This window comes from Shewanella sp. GD03713, from assembly GCF_029843705.1.
Lineage (GTDB): Bacteria > Pseudomonadota > Gammaproteobacteria > Enterobacterales > Shewanellaceae > Shewanella.
Map to the genome: position 1 here is coordinate 3,828,171 of NZ_JAOCIW010000001.1, position 16,750 is coordinate 3,844,920.

Here is a 16,750-nt window from a genome sequence, read left to right on the forward strand (position 1 = left end):
GCGCCTTGATGGTGTGTTTATCCATGTTCCACTCCCTTGCTATCACAGATTGGCTTTCACACTATTCGATACTGGCGTGCAATTGCTTTAACGCTTTGTCACACATGGCTTTTAGCGCCTTAAGATCTTCTATCTCAGCACCGATTTTACAGCGCATCAGATGCGGGATCTCGCTCGCCTCGAGTTTTAGCGCCTGCCCAGCAGTTGTCAGAGACAATACCCGCACCCTTTCATCTTGGTCGCTGCGTCCACGACTCACCAGTCCTTTCGACTCTAAACGTTTTAACAAGGGCGTCAACGTCCCCGAATCGAGGAACAATTTATCCCCTAGGGTCTTCACGCTGATCCCCTGCTCCTGCCACAACACCAGCATGACTAAATACTGGGGATAGGTTAAATCCAACTTATCGAGCATAGGACGATAGGCGCGCACCATGGCATTCGCGGCGCTGTAAAGAGAGAAGCAAACCTGATTCTCTAAACATAAGGCATTGTCTGCTTGAGTATTTTCCGCCGTATCCGACGTTTTATCTAAGGATGATAACTCTGAGTTAGGCATAGTCGATCCAAAAAACTTAAATATATTGCGCACAATATACTTGCATTCAGGGTAAAAATCGAATTATAGTTTATCACAATTAAATTGCGCACAACCTAAATTATCTTTGACACTATGAGGAACGAAATATGAAAACATTATATGAAACTCGAGCTACCGCCAGAGCCGGTCGCCAAGGCCAAGTCAGTACCGATGATGGTTTACTCGATGTTGCACTGGCCTATCCAAAGGCGATGGGCGGAAGTGGATTGGCAACCAACCCAGAGCAACTGTTTGCAGCGGGTTATGCGGCCTGTTTCTCTAATGCGGTTTTACATGTCGCCAAAATCGGCAAAGTGGCCATTACTGAAGCGCCAGTCAGCGCAGTAGTTGGCATTGGCGCCAATGATGCGGGTGGCTTCGCCTTAACCGTCGCCCTAGAGGTTAATCTTGACCTTCCCCAAGCTGAGGCCGAAGCCCTAGTGCGTCATGCCCATCAAGTGTGTCCTTATTCCAACGCTACACGCAATAATATCGATGTAAAACTGAGTGTTAATGGCGCGGCGTTAAACTAAGCCCATAAGACAACAGTCACTATCGTCTAAAAAGCACCTCAGGGTGCTTTTTAGTTATCTGCCGCGAATCGCCCTTCCCATAAACCTGCCTAACTTCCCAAAAAACAGCTAATCGCGAGTTAACTAACATTTCTTAATGCTTAATTTAATCAAGGGGATTGAATTCAGTAGAGTAGTAGTCAGAGAACCGTTTTAATACCTATAACCCCACTATTGTGGAGGCGCTATGACTAAATACTTAACCAAATTCGCTCTACTATGCACCCTTGCATTGGCCATGCTGAGCACACCAAGCTGGGCCGAAGAATCCAATAATGCGGACCAAACTTGGCATTATGTGAACGCCCAAGGTGAACTGAAGATCAAACTCTATTTCTTTTGGTCGAAAACCTGCCCACACTGCGCCGAGGCCCATCCCTTTATCGACTCATTGCCGCAAAAATACCCTTGGATAGAACTCGAATCCCATATGGTTTCGGCTCCTGGCGTGCAGGACATTTGGCAAGGTATCGCGGCTAAAACCACTACCGAAGCCCGTTCTGTGCCTTATATGGCAAGCTGCGAGAAGGCCATTGTCGGTTATTCCAGCGAGGCGGTGACAGGTGAGTTTTTAGTGAATCGCTTGAAGAACTGTTACTTATCCCTGGGCGGTCAGCTAAGTGAAGCGGATATGCCCACCACAGGAACGCCCGCGACAGCGCCAACCAATAGTGAGCCGCTGTTTGGCACCTGTGGAACCGACTCAGGCGAAGGCACCTGTGATGCCACCAGCCTTGCGAGTAACGATCAAGCCGAAGTGCAACCCGTTGAGTTACCACTTGTGGGTGTAGTCACACCCGAGAGCATGTCACTTCCCCTGCTAACCTTAGTGCTGGCGGGCGTCGATGCCTTTAACCCCTGCGCCTTCTTCGTGTTGCTGTTTTTACTGTCGATTATGGTTAACGCTAAGAGTCGCAGCCGCATGCTGTTAGTTGGCGGTATCTTCGTGTTCTTCTCAGGCTTTATTTACTTCCTGTTTATGACGGCTTGGCTAAACATCTTCCAGCTGTTAGGTGCTGGTAGTGATGGCGGGATGATCATTCTAGCCGCGGGGATCCTAGCCTTGATCGCAGGCACGATAAATGTGAAGGATTACTTCTTCACAAAGGGCGATGTCACCCTGTCGATGTCGGCTGAAAACCGCACTAGCCTTATCAAACGCATGGGCAAACTGTCAAACTCCAGCAGCCTAGGCGCGCTGATTGTCGGCTCTACCGTGCTGGCCATTTTGGCTAATGCCTACGAGCTACTCTGTACTGCGGGCTTCCCGATGATTTATACCAGCGTGCTATCCATGCATAATCTGCCGGACATTGAGCGCTATATGTATTTGGTTTTGTACAATATTGTCTATGTCATCCCTCTCGCGATTATTGTGATTGTGTTTAGCGCTACCTTAGGTAAACGCAAACTGACCGAAAAAGAGGGTCAAGCACTCAAGCTGATGTCAGGTGTGATGATGTTTGGTATGGGTGTCGCGCTAGTGTTAGATCCCACGGCACTGCAGAGTGTTGGGCTGGCACTGGGATTAATTCTTGGCTCACTGGGCTTAACCGCCATCATAGTACTCAGTCGTAAGTTACTCACGGCAAAAGCGAATAAAGCGGTATAAGCAATAGCAGGGTTTTGGATTGGCAAACTTGGGATAAAGGACTAAAGTAAAACCTGAGCTTGCCGATACAAAGACTCAGCTTACAATTGAGGTTAGTTATGTCTATTTCACTGAACACCCAAGCTATCACGCCTAACTTAGAAAATGGTGCCGTTGGCGTTAAAGTGGCGCAGTTAGCCAAAGAGCAGCAAAAGGCGGAAGGTCAAATTGCCGTTGATTTAATTAACGCAGCCACACCTCAACCCGTGGGAAATACCGGCCACAATATCAACACTACGGCCTAACCCACCCGCAAGAGATTGATAAAAAGCGCCCCGAACATCGGGGCGCTTTTTTTTAAGGCATTTGAATGGAGTTAAGCCATTTGAACGGGCTAACCTGAGGCTCTGCCCGGTTCAGCCCTAAGAAAAGGCATTACCATTGACATGCATAATGGTGAATGTCCACACCACAAACGCGAGTGGAATATGCACTAAGGCGTAGAAGCATTGATCCAACCGACTCATTCCCTTGGCCAGCCAAATCAAATACAGATGCAGGCCAATCACCACAGGGAACAACATAAATAACGGATACAAGGCAAAAGGGCTGGCATCGGCTAATAGGCTGTGACTCAACAGCGCCCAAGCCACCATCAGCGCCGTGGTTAAAGGTGGCGTGGCAACACGATACTGCTCTGGATACGGGAACATCCTTGGCCTCTTACACTTCTTCAATACTGATACGGTCAGTCGCCCCGCGTTGGAGTGACGTCTAGGGTTTTCGTGCGATCAGCTGCGCCTTGGCACTTTCAGTACCAGCAGCATCGCTTAACCGACCTTCAAAGTAATGCAAAGGTTGCCAGTTAGCAAATACGGATTGCAGTTCGTTCTCTGTGAGTAAAAAATCGGGGTTGCGAGGTCGACCAATTTGCGCCTGTTGCCAAGTAAAGGTCTCATACACAATCAGTCCGCCGGACTTTAGGCTCGCAGCAATTTGCGGGAACAGTGGTCGATGTAAGTAATTAAAGACTAATACTATATCAAAGGACTCGTGGGGTAACTGAGGCGCGCTGCCGTCTTCTAAATTCCACTGCCATTGATGTGCTTTGTCGTGTGTCAGCTTAGCCAAGGCACTCAAATCCTGGTCGATAAAGGTCACTTCACAACCTTGGGAGAGAAACCACAGACCATTTCGGCCCGAACCGCAGGCTAAATCCAATATCTTAAGCCCTGTAAGCTCAGGCCATGAAAACAGGGTAATTAAGCTCGAGGCCGTGCTGAGTGTAGCGTGTGTCATCCCTTTATCTCTTTTTTAGTGTCTATCTGTTTGCGATGCACTATCGAGTAGTGCCTCAGCCCCGATGGGCCATGGGATACTATCACAGATAAAAATAACACTAAGATAAACAGTTCAGGCTTGTAGTTGGCAAGCGGCACAAACAGGCAAAGTAGCCCTAATTTCCCAAGAGTTAACACGCCTTTCAGTTGAATTAACCAACGCCAATCTCGAATAATTTCCCACAACATCAATATGCTGCCGGTCCCCATCGCCAGATACCAATAATTCAACCAGAGGGATTTATCAACGCTCAATAATATTCCACCGCCCGCTCCGGCAATACCCAATATATGTAAGGCTCTTAGGGTTGTTTTACTCAGCCGCTGTACCCAAAAGCGTCTTTCAGACATCTGCTGCCTTGCCATAAATTTAACCCCTTAGGACCACTCAAGTAACATTTTTGAAAAAATACATGTTATTTTTTCAAAAAACACTGGTGAGATTTAATTATTTACTGAATACTCACAGGATAAATATTCGAATATTTAAACTAAATAATCAAATCGAAAATAAATCATAAAAATTATAAAGTTAAAATAAACCCACCGTACAAGACTTTATTTTCTCACATCAATTCAGCAATGATAATTTAGCCCATCAAAATATGTTAACTCACGCAAGTTATACCGTATTCACTGAGTGATTAACTTCAATTTCGTTAATATTTTCAGCCATGTTGCACATTTCAAATATGTAATTCCTTTTGCAACAATCGTTATGTGACCTAAGTACGCATATACCTCTTTAGATAGTGGTAACTTTGTTCATGGAGAATACTCTAAAAGCGCGTGAGCCACGTAAAATATAAATATCACGCCATGATGAATAACCCTTATTAAGTAGATGAAATGTACGGCGGAGGAACGATTATGTTCACAAGAAAGATTCAAAAAACAGCACTAGCCATGCTGATCTCTGGTGCAATGGCAGGCACAGCCTATGCCGCGCCAGAAGTACTAGCCGATTTTCACGGTGAAATGGGTGGCTGCGATAGCTGCCACGTATCAGACAAAGGTGGCGTGACTAACGACAACCTGACCCATGAAAATGCCCAATGCGTTAGCTGCCACGGTGATTTAAAAGAACTGGCCGCTGCAACGCCAAAAGATAAAGTTTCTCCGCACAAATCTCACTTAATTGGTGAAATCGCTTGTACCAGCTGCCACAAAGGCCACGAAAAATCAGTGACTTATTGTGACGCTTGCCATAGCTTCGGCTTCGATATGCCATTTGGCGGCAAGTGGGAACGTAAGTTTGTGCCTGTTGATGCAGACAAAGCGGCTCAAGATAAAGCCATTGCCGCTGGCGTGAAAGAAACCACAGACGTCGTAGTTATCGGTTCGGGTGGTGCAGGTCTTGCTGCCGCCGTTTCAGCCCGTGATGCTGGCGCGAATGTGATCCTGTTAGAAAAAGAACCTATCCCAGGTGGTAACACTAAACTGGCTGCCGGCGGTATGAACGCCGCAGAAACTAAGCCACAGGCTAAGTTAGGTATCGAAGATAAGAAACAAATCATGATCGACGACACCATGAAAGGTGGTCGTAACATCAACGATCCTGAATTAGTGAAAGTACTGGCCAACAACTCATCAGACTCTATCGATTGGTTAACCTCTATGGGTGCCGACATGACTGACGTGGGTCGTATGGGTGGCGCAAGCGTTAACCGTAGTCACCGTCCAACTGGTGGTGCTGGTGTGGGTGCACACGTCGCACAAGTGCTGTGGGACAACGCCGTTAAACGTGGTACTGACATTCGTTTAAACAGCCGTGTTGTCCGCATCCTTGAAGATGCAAGCGGCAAAGTGACCGGTGTTTTAGTGAAAGGTGAATACACTGGCTACTATGTGATCAAGGCCGATGCCGTCGTGATTGCTGCCGGTGGTTTTGCGAAAAACAACGACCGCGTTGCTAAGTACGATCCTAAGTTAAAAGGCTTTAAAGCGACTAACCACCCAGGTGCAACCGGTGACGGCTTAGACGTTGCGCTGCAAGCAGGCGCAGCAACTCGTGACTTAGAATACATCCAAGCTCACCCAACTTACTCACCAGCCGGTGGTGTGATGATCACCGAAGCGGTACGTGGTAACGGTGCTATCGTGGTTAACCGTGACGGTAACCGCTTCATGAACGAAATCACGACCCGTGATAAAGCGTCTGCAGCGATTCTGCAACAGAAAGGCGAAAGCGCTTACCTCGTATTCGATGACTCTATCCGTAAGAGCTTAAAAGCCATCGAAGGCTATGTTCACTTGAACATCGTTAAAGAAGGCAAAACCATCGAAGATTTAGCGAAACAACTCGATGTGCCTGCCGCTGAACTGGCGAAAACCGTCACTTCTTACAACGGTTTTGTGAAATCAGGTAAAGACACGCAATTCGAGCGTCCAAACCTGCCACGTGAAATCGCCACTGCGCCTTTCTATGCCTTAGAAATCGCACCAGCGGTTCACCACACTATGGGTGGTATCGTTATCGATACTCAAGCCGAAGTGAAGAGCGATAAAACCGGTAAACCTATCAGCGGTTTATACGCAGCTGGTGAAGTGACTGGTGGTGTTCACGGTGCTAACCGTTTAGGTGGTAACGCCATCTCTGATATCGTGACCTACGGCCGTATCGCGGGTGCATCTGCCGCGAAATACGCGAAAGATCACTAGTATCAAACGTTTCTAGGTTAAGGGACTAACCTAAGGCTCACATAACACGACCCATTTGAGCCCAGCTTGAATCTTCAAGCTTATCAGTACAAGCGAGCCGTCAGGGGCTCGCTTTTTTTATGATTTTTTGTACAATTGATGACAAAGCTCACTCTTTTTACGGGGTAAATTCATCACCAGAGGACAAACGTCGCCGAGTCACATACACTCAGTGCCAGTAACAATGTAACCCTGAGGTGATTGAAATGAGAATTGGATTTTTTAGCGCAAAACACTACGACATGCAGCATTTTAACCGTACAAATGCCGCATTTGGTGCGCAAATTGAGTATTTCGATTATCGCCTCTGCATGCAAACCGTTAAGCTTGCCGAAGGTTTTGAGGTGGTGTGCGCCTTTGTTAACGATTCCCTCTGTGAAGAAGTGTTGGTTGAGCTTGCCAAAGGTGGCACTAAAATCATTGCCATGCGCTGCGCTGGTTTTAACAATGTCGACTTAGTCGCCGCCAAACGCTTAGGCATGCAAGTGGTCAACGTACCCGCGTATTCGCCGGAATCTGTGGCCGAGCATACTGTCGCCTTAATGCTGACCTTAAACCGGAAAATCCATAAGGCCTACCAACGCACCCGTGATGCAAACTTCTCCCTCGAAGGCTTGGTCGGGTTTAACATGTTTGGCAAAACCGTTGGCGTAATAGGCACAGGTAAGATTGGGGTCGCCACAATTAAGGTATTGCTCGGTTTTGGCTGTAAAGTGATTGCCTTTGACCCCTACCCAAACCCTGCGGTAGAAGCGCTCAATGTGGAATATCAGGATCTGGATACCATTTACGCCAACAGCGATATTATCAGCCTGCATTGCCCATTAACCGCCGATAACCACCATCTGCTGAATAAAGAAAGCTTTGCCAAGATGAAACCCGGCGTCATGGTGATCAACACCAGCCGCGGCGGTCTGCTCAATGCTTTCGATGCGATGGAAGCCTTAAAGCTCGGCCAGATTGGATCCTTAGGGCTCGATGTGTATGAAAACGAAAAAGAATTGTTTTTCGAGGACAAGTCGAATCAAATCATTCAAGACGATGTGTTCCGTCGCTTATCCGCCTGCCACAACGTGATTTTTACCGGTCACCAAGCCTTCCTCACCGAAGAGGCGCTGGGCGCGATTGCACACACAACCCTAAGCAATGTCAAAGCGCTACTCGCGGGCGAGCGCTCTGGTAACGAACTGTTTTAACTGACAGAACCATACCTGACTGCTAAAGTGAGGCTTCAACATTGAAGCCTCACAGAGGAAACTAAATATGTTAGTGACTCAGCAAACTCAGGATATCAACACGCCCACAGGGCCGATGCGCACTTATGTCTATCGCCCAGATGCCCCAGGGCAATTTCCCTGTATCCTCTTCTATTCTGAGATTTTTCAGCAAACCGCGCCCATCGCCCGCACCGCGACTATCCTCGCTGGCCATGGTTTTGTGGTGTTAGTGCCAGAAGTCTTCCATGAGCTTAATCCGATAGGCACAGTGCTGGCCTACGATGATGTGGGTAAAGATAAAGGCAATGCCGATAAATTTGCCAAGCCCTTAGAGCAGCACGACAGCGACACCCAAGCCCTTATCGATTTTGCCCGCCAGCAAAGTTATTGCACCGGTAAAGTCGGCAGTATGGGCGTGTGTATTGGCGGCCACTTAGCCTACCGCGCCGCACTCAATCCCGAGATTTTGGGGGCGTTTTGCCTCTATCCGACCGACATTCACTCCAATACCCTGCCCTGCGCCTATGGCAATGACTCACTGAGTCGCAGCGGCGATATTCAAGGGGAATTAGTGTTAGTGTTTGGCAAGCAAGATCCCCATGTATCACCCGAAGGGCGGGTATTGATCCACCAACAATTGATGGCTAAAAACCGCAATTTCAGTTGGTTAGAGGTTAATGCTCAGCATGCCTTTATGCGTGATGAGGGTGAACGCTACGATCCCGCGCTGGCGCTGCAAATGTATCAACAATCCGTGGCGTTTTTTCACCGTGTATTGAGATGAGATAAAACGAAAGAAAAAAGCCAACTCATTAATCAATCGTAATTAATGGGTTGGCTTAGCGAAATGCTTAACTCTGAGCCTAAGCCTCTAAATCTTTACACCTCAGGGCTTATCTGCCCTTGTAAACGGCTTTGGCTATAGGCCAGCAGCTCTTGATTGCTCACGCGGGCAATAAAAGTCTCGTCGAGGAAGAAGTCCACATCATCCCCCGATTTACGACCCGACAATAACTGAGTGCTGCCATCTTCGTAGGCTAAGGTCATGGTCACAGTGTGCTCATCGGGATAGGCAATTTGCGCCTGAGTCAGTTTAACGGGCGCCGATTTCAGCTCATCACTCACATGGGGATTTACCTTAAAAATCGCGTCCACAGGCATATCAACGACCGCAGGGGATTTATCGGTGATCGGGTTCTTACCCGTCCAAAACTCAATAGTGTTAACGATAAAGAGATCGCCCGTTGCCGCCAAACCATACACAGGGCTTAACAGAATAAATAAGCCCGCACGGCCATAACGGTTATCCACCGCGCTTAAGTTGCCCTTAGTCACCATTTGGCTCAGACCCATTTGTCCCATACAACCTGTTAATTGTGTGGTTAACAGCGCGCCAATCGTCACGGCTAAGAGTTTAGATTTCATTCGATTCGTTCCCTTGGTAAAAACAAAAACACGAATTCTAAGGATTAGACAGGGCTAAACCGTGCGACGGGGCACAAACCCAAGTAAACAAAATGGAGTGAATGTAAGCAAGTACGCTGATTTTGTTATGAAAAGCGCTTCAAGCAAGTAAAGCTCACGGGAAGATAATAAATCTCATCAGTTCGCGACGCGCCGACAACAGTTTGCTAATAAATGTACTGCTGCGGCGCACATAAAGGAGAATAGTTACTCGAGGTCGAGTTTCTTTTTGCCATCCAGCAACGCTTGGCGCTCGGCGAGCGGCGCCTGATCGGCCAGCTTCAACACCGCCTTTTGCAGCATCAAATTGTTGGGATAGGTGATGGTATCACCATTGTCTCTAAGGATAAGTACATGAAACAGCGCGATTTCAATAATCACGCCACTGATATCTTCATCCTTATCTACTACCCGAATACGCTCACCAATCCGATACGGGAACACAAAGAAAATCAGCACACCAGCGGTTAAATTACTTAGTATCGACCACTGAGCGACTAAGGCGACGCCCATCACCGCAAACGCAGATGAGACAAACAGCGACACGTCCTGATAACCCAAGCCGAGGGACACCGCCATCAAAGACAGAGTGATAAAAAACATCACATAGGAAATAAACCGAGTGACAAGACTGGTGCGGGCGGCACTCACCTGCTTCATCAATGAGAGTTTTTTCACCCATTGAGTTAAGGCACGCTGCAAAAAGAGAAACACCGCAAGATAAATACAGGCAAGCAGGATTTGATTTGTCATAATAGCCACTTAAAAAACGAAACCAGCTGAATTCTAACTTTTTTGCACCAGCAGTTATAGAGTCCCAAATCAGCCCAACGCAAATAGAGTAATAAGTACTATGGCCGACGCCACTTTGCTACACGAAACCCAAGATGCCCTAGGACCGATCCGCGTGCTCGACTATGGTGATACCCGCGTGCTGTCCTTTGGCGACAACGATGAGCAGAGCAAAATTCTTAAAACCGCCCCGCACATCCCACAACATACCTATGTGCAAGGCATGCTACTGGTGTTGTTATTTTGCCAACCGAAAAGCGCCATCGTACTCGGCCTTGGTGGCGGCGCCCTCATTCATGCCCTGCGCCGCTTCGATGCCGCAATCAAACTTACTGCGGTTGAACTTCGCCCAGCGGTGATTGAACTTGCCAAGCGTTACTTTCAATTACCGATTGGCAAAAAGCTTAATCTAATCAACGAAGATGCCGTCGCCTTTATGGCATCGGCCGAGCATAAAAAGGTCGATGTGATTTTTGCCGATATCTACAGTGCCAAAGGGGTCGACACGGGGCAGCTCTCGCCTACTTTTCTTCAGCAGTGCACACAACTGATTAAACCCAACGGTTATTTAGTGCTGAACTGCTGGAAGGAACACAGCCAAAATCGCGAGTTGCTCGCCGATCTGCAGCACCATTTTGCCCACGTGCATGCCTGCCTCACCAGCGGGGGCAACTGGGTGATTTTTGCCAGCCAAACACCACAATCTTTGGGCGCGTCGGCGCTGAAAAGTCAGGCGCAATCCCTGTCACAACAACTGGATTTTGCCCTTGAACGTTCACTGACTCGCTTTGGCCCTTGGATTTAAGATTAATCTCAGTCAAATGGCTTAAATTAGTTAACCCTAAGACTCAGCTTTGCTATGCTTCTCACTCCCTATTGATATGAGCTGTCACCATGAAAAATAAGAATAAATTTTTGTTAAGCGTTATGGCGCTGGCGTGCCTTAACTCTCTCAATGCTAACGCCGAAACCTTTAGTTTTGACACTCGTAACTCACTCAATTCCGACACATTAGTGCTGTTCCAAAGCGCTGATTCGACAACCTATAGTCTCGATTTTTTACCTCAATCGACTCAAGACCAACTCAACCTTGCGGTCGCCGACAACAGTTTTGCGGGTAAACGCGGTGAAATCTTAGAAATCCTAGTCCCGAGCGAAATCGACGCTAAGCGGGTGTTACTGGTTGGAATTGGCGATGCTAAGACCTTAACACCGGGTGAAATCAACACTTTAGGTGGCAATATTGCCGCCAAACTTGAAACCGTCCCCCAAGCTACAGTGCGTGTGCTTACCCAAGGCTTAAGTAACGCGCCGCTGTTCGGCTCCGAACTGGCCCATGGCATTGAACTGCGCAGCTACCGCTACACTCAATTTAAAGCCAGCAATCGCACCGAGAAGAACTATCAAATTGGGGTTGATGACTTAAGCCAAAACCAAAAACACCATAAGAATCTACAAGCTATCGAAGCGGGTGTGTTTTTAGCGCGGGATCTCACCAATGCGCCAGCGGGTATTATGTATCCCGAAAGCTTTGCTAACGAGGCGCGTAAGCTTAAGTCCCTCGGTGTAAAAGTCACAGTACTCGAAGCCAAAGACATTGAACGCTTAAACCTCGGCGCCTTAGCCGCGGTGGGTAAAGGCAGCGAGCGTCCACCTAAGTTGGTCGTCGCCCACTGGCCCGGTAGCAAAGAAGCGCCTATTGCTCTGGTGGGTAAAGGCATTACCTTCGACTCTGGCGGTTACAATATTAAGGCCACTGGCACCTCTATCGCACGGATGAAGTCCGATATGGCGGGCGCGGCGACCGTGCTCGGCACTGTCAAGGCCATGGCCATTCAAAAGGCGCCAGTAAACCTAGTTGCGATTATGCCGATGGCGGAAAACATGGTATCGGGACATGCAATGATCCCAGGCGATGTGATTAAAACCGCCCAAGGCCTCACGGTTGAAGTGCTCAACACCGACGCCGAAGGCCGTTTAGTGTTAGCCGACGGTCTCTGGTATGCCCGTGAGAATTACCGCCCTTCGATTATCGTCGATGTGGCGACCCTCACAGGCTCGAAAGTGGGCGCGCTGGGTAGTGTGTATGCGGGATTATTTACCGATTCTGAGCCGCTAGTGCAGCAGCTCACCTTTGCCGGTCAACAGGTGGGTGAAAAAGTCTGGCGCTTGCCGTTAGATCAAGCCTACGACGATGAGCTGAAATCCACCATCGCCGATTTGAAGAATACTGGTAAAGAAGGCAGCGCGGGAGCATCATCTGCCGCCATGTTCCTCAAACGCTTTGCGGGTGAGCAACCTTGGGCTCACCTCGATATCGCTGGCAATGCCTTAACCGCCACCGATACCGCCGTGGTGCCAGCAGGCGCCACTGGCTATGGCGTGCGCCTGCTCAGCACTTGGTTAACTCAGCCTAAGGCGCAAAACTAACGCGATATTGTGACGCTCAAACCAAGTCTATGGCAGGTTTGAATGCTAGATTAAGGGATATCGTCGATATCCCTTTTTTATTGCCCTGCTCTTTTACCACTTCATTAAAGTAAACAATCAATTAGCCGCCAACGCGCGCCAGTACTGCAAAATCGATTAATCCTGCCTCTCAAACCTGCTTAATTCGACAAAACCGATTAGGATGATAGTTTTTATGCGTTATATTTATCATTCTGGGCTGGGTAATATGCTTCACATCAACGGGACACAAGTTAAGTGACTCGTACTTAATTCACCATAATCAACTAAATGGAAGCATAAAATGACTCAGTCAATTATCAACAGCACAATCAAACCATTCAAAGCCACTGCTTACCACAATGGTGAGTTCGTTCCTGTAACTGAACAAGATCTGTTAGGTAAATGGTCAGTTGTATTCTTCTATCCAGCAGACTTCACTTTCGTTTGCCCAACTGAATTAGGCGACATGGCGGATCACTACGCTAAGTTACAATCTATGGGCGTTGAAGTTTACTCAGTTTCTACTGACACTCACTTCACTCACAAGGCATGGCACGATACTTCTGACACCATCAAGAAGATCAACTTCCCAATGCTGGCTGACCCAACTGGCGTGATCAGCCGTAACTTCGGTGTGATGATCGAAGAAGAAGGTTTAGCACTGCGTGGTACTTTCGTTATCAACCCAGAAGGCCAAGTGAAAGTTGCTGAAATCCATGACCTAGGTATCGGCCGTAGCGCGTCTGAACTGGTTCGTAAGATCCAAGCCGCTCAGTACGTTGCAACTCACGATGGCGAAGTTTGCCCAGCTAAATGGCAACCAGGTGACGAAACCTTAGCACCATCTTTAGACCTAGTAGGCAAAATCTAATCTAGCCTAACAAGAGTCAACCCCGCCAACCTAGTATCTCAAGCTAGTTGGCAGCGCAGTAAGACGGCAATTGCACGAATCCCCATGAGCTTAGTATCTAAGTGATTGGGGTGAGTAAATGCAGCCAACGCTACTGCGGTGCCAAATAGGAAGAGAGAACCGCCCCCTGCAAGGTTCTAGGTTGGCCCCCCTCGCGTTTTCAATTATTTCATTTTCAAGGATTTTGGAGTCATCATGTTAGATGCGAATTTAAAAAATCAACTGCAAACCTATCTGCAAAACCTCAAGAGACCAGTTGAACTTGTCGTGTCAGCAGATGAAAGCAAGAAGTCTCAAGAATTAAAAAGCTTAGCCAATGACATCGTTAGCCTTTCCTCTTTAGTGAGCCTCAAAGAAGCTCAAGGCTCTCGTACGCCAGCGATGACAGTGGTTAACACCGATCTCAATACTCAGATTAGCTTTGCTGGTCTGCCTATGGGCCACGAATTTACCTCACTCGTGTTAGCCCTGCTACACACGGGTGGGCACCCAATCAAACTCAGCGATGACGTCATTGAGCAGATCCGTAATCTGCCAGGCAAATATGAGTTTGAAACCTATGTATCACTGACCTGCCAAAACTGTCCTGACGTGATTCAGGCGCTGAACATGATGGCGGCGATCAACCCGAACATCACCAACGTGATGATCGACGGCGCCCTGTTCCAAGACGAAGTGGCCAGCCGCAACATCATGGCCGTACCGTCTGTGTACTTAAACGGTGAAGTATTTGCCGCGGGTCGAATCAGCATTGGTGAGATCTTAAATAAACTCGATACTGGCGCTGCCAGCCGTAAAGCTGAAGAACTCAGCCAAAAAGCCCCTTACGAAGTCTTAGTCGTCGGTGGTGGCCCCGCTGGCGCAGCTGCTGCGATTTACGCTGCCCGTAAAGGTCTTCGCACTGGTGTGGTTGCCGACAAATTCGGTGGCCAAGTAAGCGAGACTGTTGGTATCGAAAACTTTATTTCGGTTAAAGCGACTGAAGGTCCAAAACTGGTGGCAAACCTTGAAGCCCACGTTCGTGACTACGAAGTCGACATCATGGATAACCAAAAAGCCGTTAAACTGGCGAGCGATGGTTTATTCGAACTCGAACTGGCAAGCGGTGCTAAACTGCGCAGCCGTACCGTTCTACTGGCAACAGGCGCCCGCTGGCGCGAAATGAACGTACCCGGCGAGAAGGAATACCGTGGTAAAGGTGTTGCCTACTGCCCACACTGTGACGGTCCTTTATTCAAAGGTAAACGTGTTGCGGTTATCGGTGGCGGTAACTCGGGTATCGAAGCGGCCATCGACTTAGCGAACATCGTTGAGCACGTCACAGTACTCGAGTTTGATAGCAAACTGCGCGCCGATGACGTATTGCAACGTAAAGCGGCGTCAATGGGTAATATCCATATCATTACCCAAGCGATGACCACTGAAGTGACTGGTGACGGTACCCGTGTAAACGGCCTGAACTACACCGACCGTGCAACGGGTGAAAGCCACCATATCGCGCTGGCTGGTATCTTCGTACAAATCGGTTTAGTGCCCAATGCCGAATGGTTAAAAGGCACTGTGGATTTGACTCCTCGCGGCGAAATCATCGTTGATGAGCGCGGCCAAACCTCTATCCCAGGTGTATTTGCCGCAGGTGACGTGACTAACTCACCTTACAAGCAAATCATCATCGCCATGGGTAGCGGCGCGAATGCTTCATTGGGTGCGTTTGATTACTTAATTCGCCATAGCGATGACAGTACCGAGACTACAGAAACTAAAGCGGCCTAATCGTTAACGATTATTCCTATGACTTAAAAGCCAGCAGATGCTGGCTTTTTGTTTTTAATAGCATTTATTTCGAGTCTTTTGATTTTATCGACCGCTTTAAACCATGGTATAAACTGGCAAATACGAGGGTTGAAAACAACAAGATTAAGCAAAGCACTTTCACCCAAGTCGCTTGTCCCTCGAGTAACCCATTCAAAAAAGCGGAAGAAACAGCAAAGCTGGCAAGATAGGCATAGTGTAATTGTGTCATGCTAGGAACCACTATCGACTCTTTTCATTGATAAAATAAGCCACTAGTGCATTCGCATGTCCATGACCGAGTTGATATTCCGCCTTAAGCCAGCTCACCATTTCCATGTGTTTTTTGCCTTCGAGTCCTTCAAGTAAACTCATCCAATAGGAGATCGGCTGTCCATAGGTTTTCTCGATTGAGGGAAAATAGGAAGCTGGCCCTTTTACCTTGGCCGAATCTTGCGATGTTGTAGGTGTTGTTTTTGTTGTCATCTGGATTTCCTTATCTTAAATATGACTATTTCAACGAGGATAGTGCTAACAATCCTGTTCTACAGGTAGGGGCTCTCAAGCCTTATTTGCATTAAGGTTTCTGGTGTATCGACCGCTTTGAAACCAAACTGGGCGTAGAGTCCATGGGCATCGCGGGTGGCGAGCATTATGCGTCTTAATCCTTGCAGATCAGGATGTTCCATAATTGCTGCCATCATCATCTTACTTAAACCTAAGCCGCGGTGGGATTCGAGGACAAACACATCGGCAAGGTAGGCAAAGGTGGCTTTATCGGTAATCAGTCGTGCAAAGGCAAGCTGTTGATTATCCTTATCAAACACCCCAAAACATAAACTGTTACTAAGCGCCTTTCGCAAGAGCTCTGGCGGCATACCCTGCGCCCAATAACTGTTGGAAATAAAACCATGGATAAGCTCAAAATCCATTTCCGTTTGCGCTGTACTGACCCGGTATTTCATCACTCGCCTCGATTTAGCTGTTGTTGACGCTTACCAATAGCATGAAAGCCATGGCAAATAACACTAATTTAGCTAATGAATACAAGGCTCCCGCCAGAGTGCCACCGCCATGGTTAGTAAATGCCAAGTGGCGATTGATTTCATATTTAAATAAATGGGCGAGATGACGATAAGCCAAAAAATAAAGCAGTGAAGCCGCAGGCCAAATGCCGATAATCAGCATTTGGCCCTGTTCCTTGGTCGTCAAAAGCGCTGACAGAAAGGGGATACTCAAACATGCCGCGTATATCCACGCAAAGCGCTTGAGTAACTGACGAATTTTTTTATCCGATAACGGCTTCAACTGAACTCCTTTTCACCTTACTTCCACGCAATCA

The 16,750-nt window shown here is 47.9% G+C and carries 19 protein-coding genes; 10 read left to right on the top strand and 9 right to left on the bottom strand.

Annotated elements, in window-relative coordinates:
• Positions 1 to 61: 61 nt before the first annotated feature.
• A complete protein-coding gene (gene ohrR / locus N5E87_RS16795; RefSeq protein WP_089067084.1) occupies positions 62 to 559 on the bottom strand; it encodes a hydroperoxide resistance transcriptional regulator OhrR in 498 nt (165 codons plus the stop codon).
• Positions 560 to 687: 128 nt separating this feature from the next.
• On the opposite strand from ohrR, the gene N5E87_RS16800 reads away from it, so the two are divergent.
• The 3 genes from N5E87_RS16800 (at position 688) to N5E87_RS16810 (ending at position 3,048) form a co-directional block, all read left to right on the top strand.
• On the top strand, positions 688 to 1,113 hold the full coding sequence (locus tag N5E87_RS16800) for an organic hydroperoxide resistance protein (protein ID WP_011627089.1): 426 nt from the start codon (positions 688 to 690) through the stop codon (positions 1,111 to 1,113).
• Between the two features lie 226 nt (positions 1,114 to 1,339).
• Positions 1,340 to 2,764 (top strand): cytochrome C biosynthesis protein, encoded by a 1,425-nt coding sequence (locus N5E87_RS16805; protein ID WP_279775465.1) that lies wholly within the window; start codon positions 1,340 to 1,342, stop codon positions 2,762 to 2,764.
• Positions 2,765 to 2,862: 98 nt separating this feature from the next.
• Positions 2,863 to 3,048 (top strand): hypothetical protein, encoded by a 186-nt coding sequence (locus tag N5E87_RS16810; RefSeq protein WP_011621607.1) that lies wholly within the window; start codon positions 2,863 to 2,865, stop codon positions 3,046 to 3,048.
• Between the two features lie 117 nt (positions 3,049 to 3,165).
• Here N5E87_RS16810 and N5E87_RS16815 read toward each other — a convergent pair whose 3' ends face one another.
• The 3 genes from N5E87_RS16815 to N5E87_RS16825 form a co-directional block, all read right to left on the bottom strand.
• Positions 3,166 to 3,456 carry a hypothetical protein gene (locus tag N5E87_RS16815; protein WP_011621606.1) on the bottom strand — a complete coding sequence of 97 codons (291 nt, stop codon included), beginning with the start codon at positions 3,454 to 3,456 and terminating at the stop codon, positions 3,166 to 3,168.
• Between the two features lie 61 nt (positions 3,457 to 3,517).
• Positions 3,518 to 4,042 carry a class I SAM-dependent methyltransferase gene (locus N5E87_RS16820; RefSeq protein ID WP_279775466.1) on the bottom strand — a complete coding sequence of 175 codons (525 nt, stop codon included), beginning with the start codon at positions 4,040 to 4,042 and terminating at the stop codon, positions 3,518 to 3,520.
• Positions 4,039 to 4,449, bottom strand: a complete 411-nt coding sequence (locus N5E87_RS16825) for a hypothetical protein (protein WP_126511826.1) — start codon at positions 4,447 to 4,449, stop codon at positions 4,039 to 4,041. The genes N5E87_RS16820 and N5E87_RS16825 overlap by 4 nt, the downstream gene beginning before the upstream one ends.
• Positions 4,450 to 4,953: 504 nt before the next feature.
• On the opposite strand from N5E87_RS16825, the gene fccA reads away from it, so the two are divergent.
• The 3 genes from fccA to N5E87_RS16840 all read left to right on the top strand — a co-directional run bounded on the left by fccA (position 4,954) and on the right by N5E87_RS16840 (position 8,784).
• The gene (fccA, locus tag N5E87_RS16830) at positions 4,954 to 6,744 is read left to right on the top strand and encodes a fumarate reductase flavoprotein subunit FccA (RefSeq protein WP_089067079.1); all 1,791 of its coding nucleotides are present in this window, start codon (positions 4,954 to 4,956) and stop codon (positions 6,742 to 6,744) included.
• 245 nt (positions 6,745 to 6,989) lie between these two features.
• Positions 6,990 to 7,979: a lactate dehydrogenase LdhA gene (ldhA, locus tag N5E87_RS16835; protein WP_011621602.1), complete on the top strand. Its 990-nt coding sequence runs from the start codon at positions 6,990 to 6,992 to the stop codon at positions 7,977 to 7,979.
• 67 nt (positions 7,980 to 8,046) lie between these two features.
• Entirely contained in the window at positions 8,047 to 8,784 is a 738-nt protein-coding gene (locus N5E87_RS16840) for a dienelactone hydrolase family protein (protein WP_011621601.1), read from the top strand.
• Positions 8,785 to 8,879: 95 nt separating this feature from the next.
• On the opposite strand, the gene N5E87_RS16845 is transcribed toward N5E87_RS16840, so the two are convergent.
• Both N5E87_RS16845 and N5E87_RS16850 read right to left on the bottom strand, forming a co-directional pair.
• Positions 8,880 to 9,425 (bottom strand): DUF3332 domain-containing protein, encoded by a 546-nt coding sequence (locus tag N5E87_RS16845; protein ID WP_279769945.1) that lies wholly within the window; start codon positions 9,423 to 9,425, stop codon positions 8,880 to 8,882.
• 246 nt (positions 9,426 to 9,671) lie between these two features.
• Positions 9,672 to 10,217 (bottom strand): mechanosensitive ion channel family protein, encoded by a 546-nt coding sequence (locus N5E87_RS16850; RefSeq protein WP_011718125.1) that lies wholly within the window; start codon positions 10,215 to 10,217, stop codon positions 9,672 to 9,674.
• A 100-nt stretch (positions 10,218 to 10,317) separates the two neighbouring features.
• Here N5E87_RS16850 and N5E87_RS16855 point away from each other — a divergent pair, with 100 nt between their 5' ends.
• The 4 genes from N5E87_RS16855 to ahpF all read left to right on the top strand — a co-directional run bounded on the left by N5E87_RS16855 (position 10,318) and on the right by ahpF (position 15,390).
• On the top strand, positions 10,318 to 11,061 hold the full coding sequence (locus tag N5E87_RS16855) for a methyltransferase domain-containing protein (protein ID WP_220053770.1): 744 nt from the start codon (positions 10,318 to 10,320) through the stop codon (positions 11,059 to 11,061).
• A gap of 89 nt (positions 11,062 to 11,150) precedes the next feature.
• Positions 11,151 to 12,686, top strand: a complete 1,536-nt coding sequence (locus tag N5E87_RS16860) for a leucyl aminopeptidase (RefSeq protein ID WP_279769947.1) — start codon at positions 11,151 to 11,153, stop codon at positions 12,684 to 12,686.
• Positions 12,687 to 13,008: 322 nt separating this feature from the next.
• Positions 13,009 to 13,578: an alkyl hydroperoxide reductase subunit C gene (gene ahpC, locus N5E87_RS16865; protein ID WP_011718128.1), complete on the top strand. Its 570-nt coding sequence runs from the start codon at positions 13,009 to 13,011 to the stop codon at positions 13,576 to 13,578.
• 234 nt (positions 13,579 to 13,812) lie between these two features.
• Positions 13,813 to 15,390 carry an alkyl hydroperoxide reductase subunit F gene (ahpF, locus tag N5E87_RS16870; RefSeq protein ID WP_279775467.1) on the top strand — a complete coding sequence of 526 codons (1,578 nt, stop codon included), beginning with the start codon at positions 13,813 to 13,815 and terminating at the stop codon, positions 15,388 to 15,390.
• Between the two features lie 261 nt (positions 15,391 to 15,651).
• Here the strand turns inward: ahpF and N5E87_RS16875 are convergent, their stop codons facing one another.
• The 3 genes from N5E87_RS16875 to N5E87_RS16885 are packed head-to-tail and all read right to left on the bottom strand — an operon-like array spanning position 15,652 to position 16,716.
• On the bottom strand, positions 15,652 to 15,894 hold the full coding sequence (locus N5E87_RS16875) for a DUF4287 domain-containing protein (protein WP_279769952.1): 243 nt from the start codon (positions 15,892 to 15,894) through the stop codon (positions 15,652 to 15,654).
• Between the two features lie 59 nt (positions 15,895 to 15,953).
• On the bottom strand, positions 15,954 to 16,373 hold the full coding sequence (locus tag N5E87_RS16880; RefSeq protein ID WP_279775468.1) for a GNAT family N-acetyltransferase: 420 nt from the start codon (positions 16,371 to 16,373) through the stop codon (positions 15,954 to 15,956).
• A 13-nt stretch (positions 16,374 to 16,386) separates the two neighbouring features.
• Positions 16,387 to 16,716: a hypothetical protein gene (locus N5E87_RS16885; RefSeq protein WP_011718131.1), complete on the bottom strand. Its 330-nt coding sequence runs from the start codon at positions 16,714 to 16,716 to the stop codon at positions 16,387 to 16,389.
• Between the last annotated feature and the right edge of the window lie 34 nt (positions 16,717 to 16,750).

Coding starts and splice junctions, on each gene's coding strand:
- ohrR (WP_089067084.1), bottom strand. CDS start 559: ATGCCTAACTCAGAGTTATCATCCTTAGATAAAACGTCGGATACGGCG.
- N5E87_RS16875 (WP_279769952.1), bottom strand. CDS start 15,894: ATGACAACAAAAACAACACCTACAACATCGCAAGATTCGGCCAAGGTA.
- N5E87_RS16820 (WP_279775466.1), bottom strand. CDS start 4,042: ATGACACACGCTACACTCAGCACGGCCTCGAGCTTAATTACCCTGTTT.
- N5E87_RS16840 (WP_011621601.1), top strand. CDS start 8,047: ATGTTAGTGACTCAGCAAACTCAGGATATCAACACGCCCACAGGGCCG.
- ldhA (WP_011621602.1), top strand. CDS start 6,990: ATGAGAATTGGATTTTTTAGCGCAAAACACTACGACATGCAGCATTTT.
- ahpF (WP_279775467.1), top strand. CDS start 13,813: ATGTTAGATGCGAATTTAAAAAATCAACTGCAAACCTATCTGCAAAAC.
- ahpC (WP_011718128.1), top strand. CDS start 13,009: ATGACTCAGTCAATTATCAACAGCACAATCAAACCATTCAAAGCCACT.
- N5E87_RS16805 (WP_279775465.1), top strand. CDS start 1,340: ATGACTAAATACTTAACCAAATTCGCTCTACTATGCACCCTTGCATTG.
- N5E87_RS16860 (WP_279769947.1), top strand. CDS start 11,151: ATGAAAAATAAGAATAAATTTTTGTTAAGCGTTATGGCGCTGGCGTGC.
- N5E87_RS16800 (WP_011627089.1), top strand. CDS start 688: ATGAAAACATTATATGAAACTCGAGCTACCGCCAGAGCCGGTCGCCAA.
- N5E87_RS16855 (WP_220053770.1), top strand. CDS start 10,318: ATGGCCGACGCCACTTTGCTACACGAAACCCAAGATGCCCTAGGACCG.
- N5E87_RS16880 (WP_279775468.1), bottom strand. CDS start 16,373: ATGAAATACCGGGTCAGTACAGCGCAAACGGAAATGGATTTTGAGCTT.
- N5E87_RS16825 (WP_126511826.1), bottom strand. CDS start 4,449: ATGGCAAGGCAGCAGATGTCTGAAAGACGCTTTTGGGTACAGCGGCTG.
- N5E87_RS16850 (WP_011718125.1), bottom strand. CDS start 10,217: ATGACAAATCAAATCCTGCTTGCCTGTATTTATCTTGCGGTGTTTCTC.
- N5E87_RS16810 (WP_011621607.1), top strand. CDS start 2,863: ATGTCTATTTCACTGAACACCCAAGCTATCACGCCTAACTTAGAAAAT.
- N5E87_RS16815 (WP_011621606.1), bottom strand. CDS start 3,456: ATGTTCCCGTATCCAGAGCAGTATCGTGTTGCCACGCCACCTTTAACC.
- N5E87_RS16845 (WP_279769945.1), bottom strand. CDS start 9,425: ATGAAATCTAAACTCTTAGCCGTGACGATTGGCGCGCTGTTAACCACA.
- fccA (WP_089067079.1), top strand. CDS start 4,954: ATGTTCACAAGAAAGATTCAAAAAACAGCACTAGCCATGCTGATCTCT.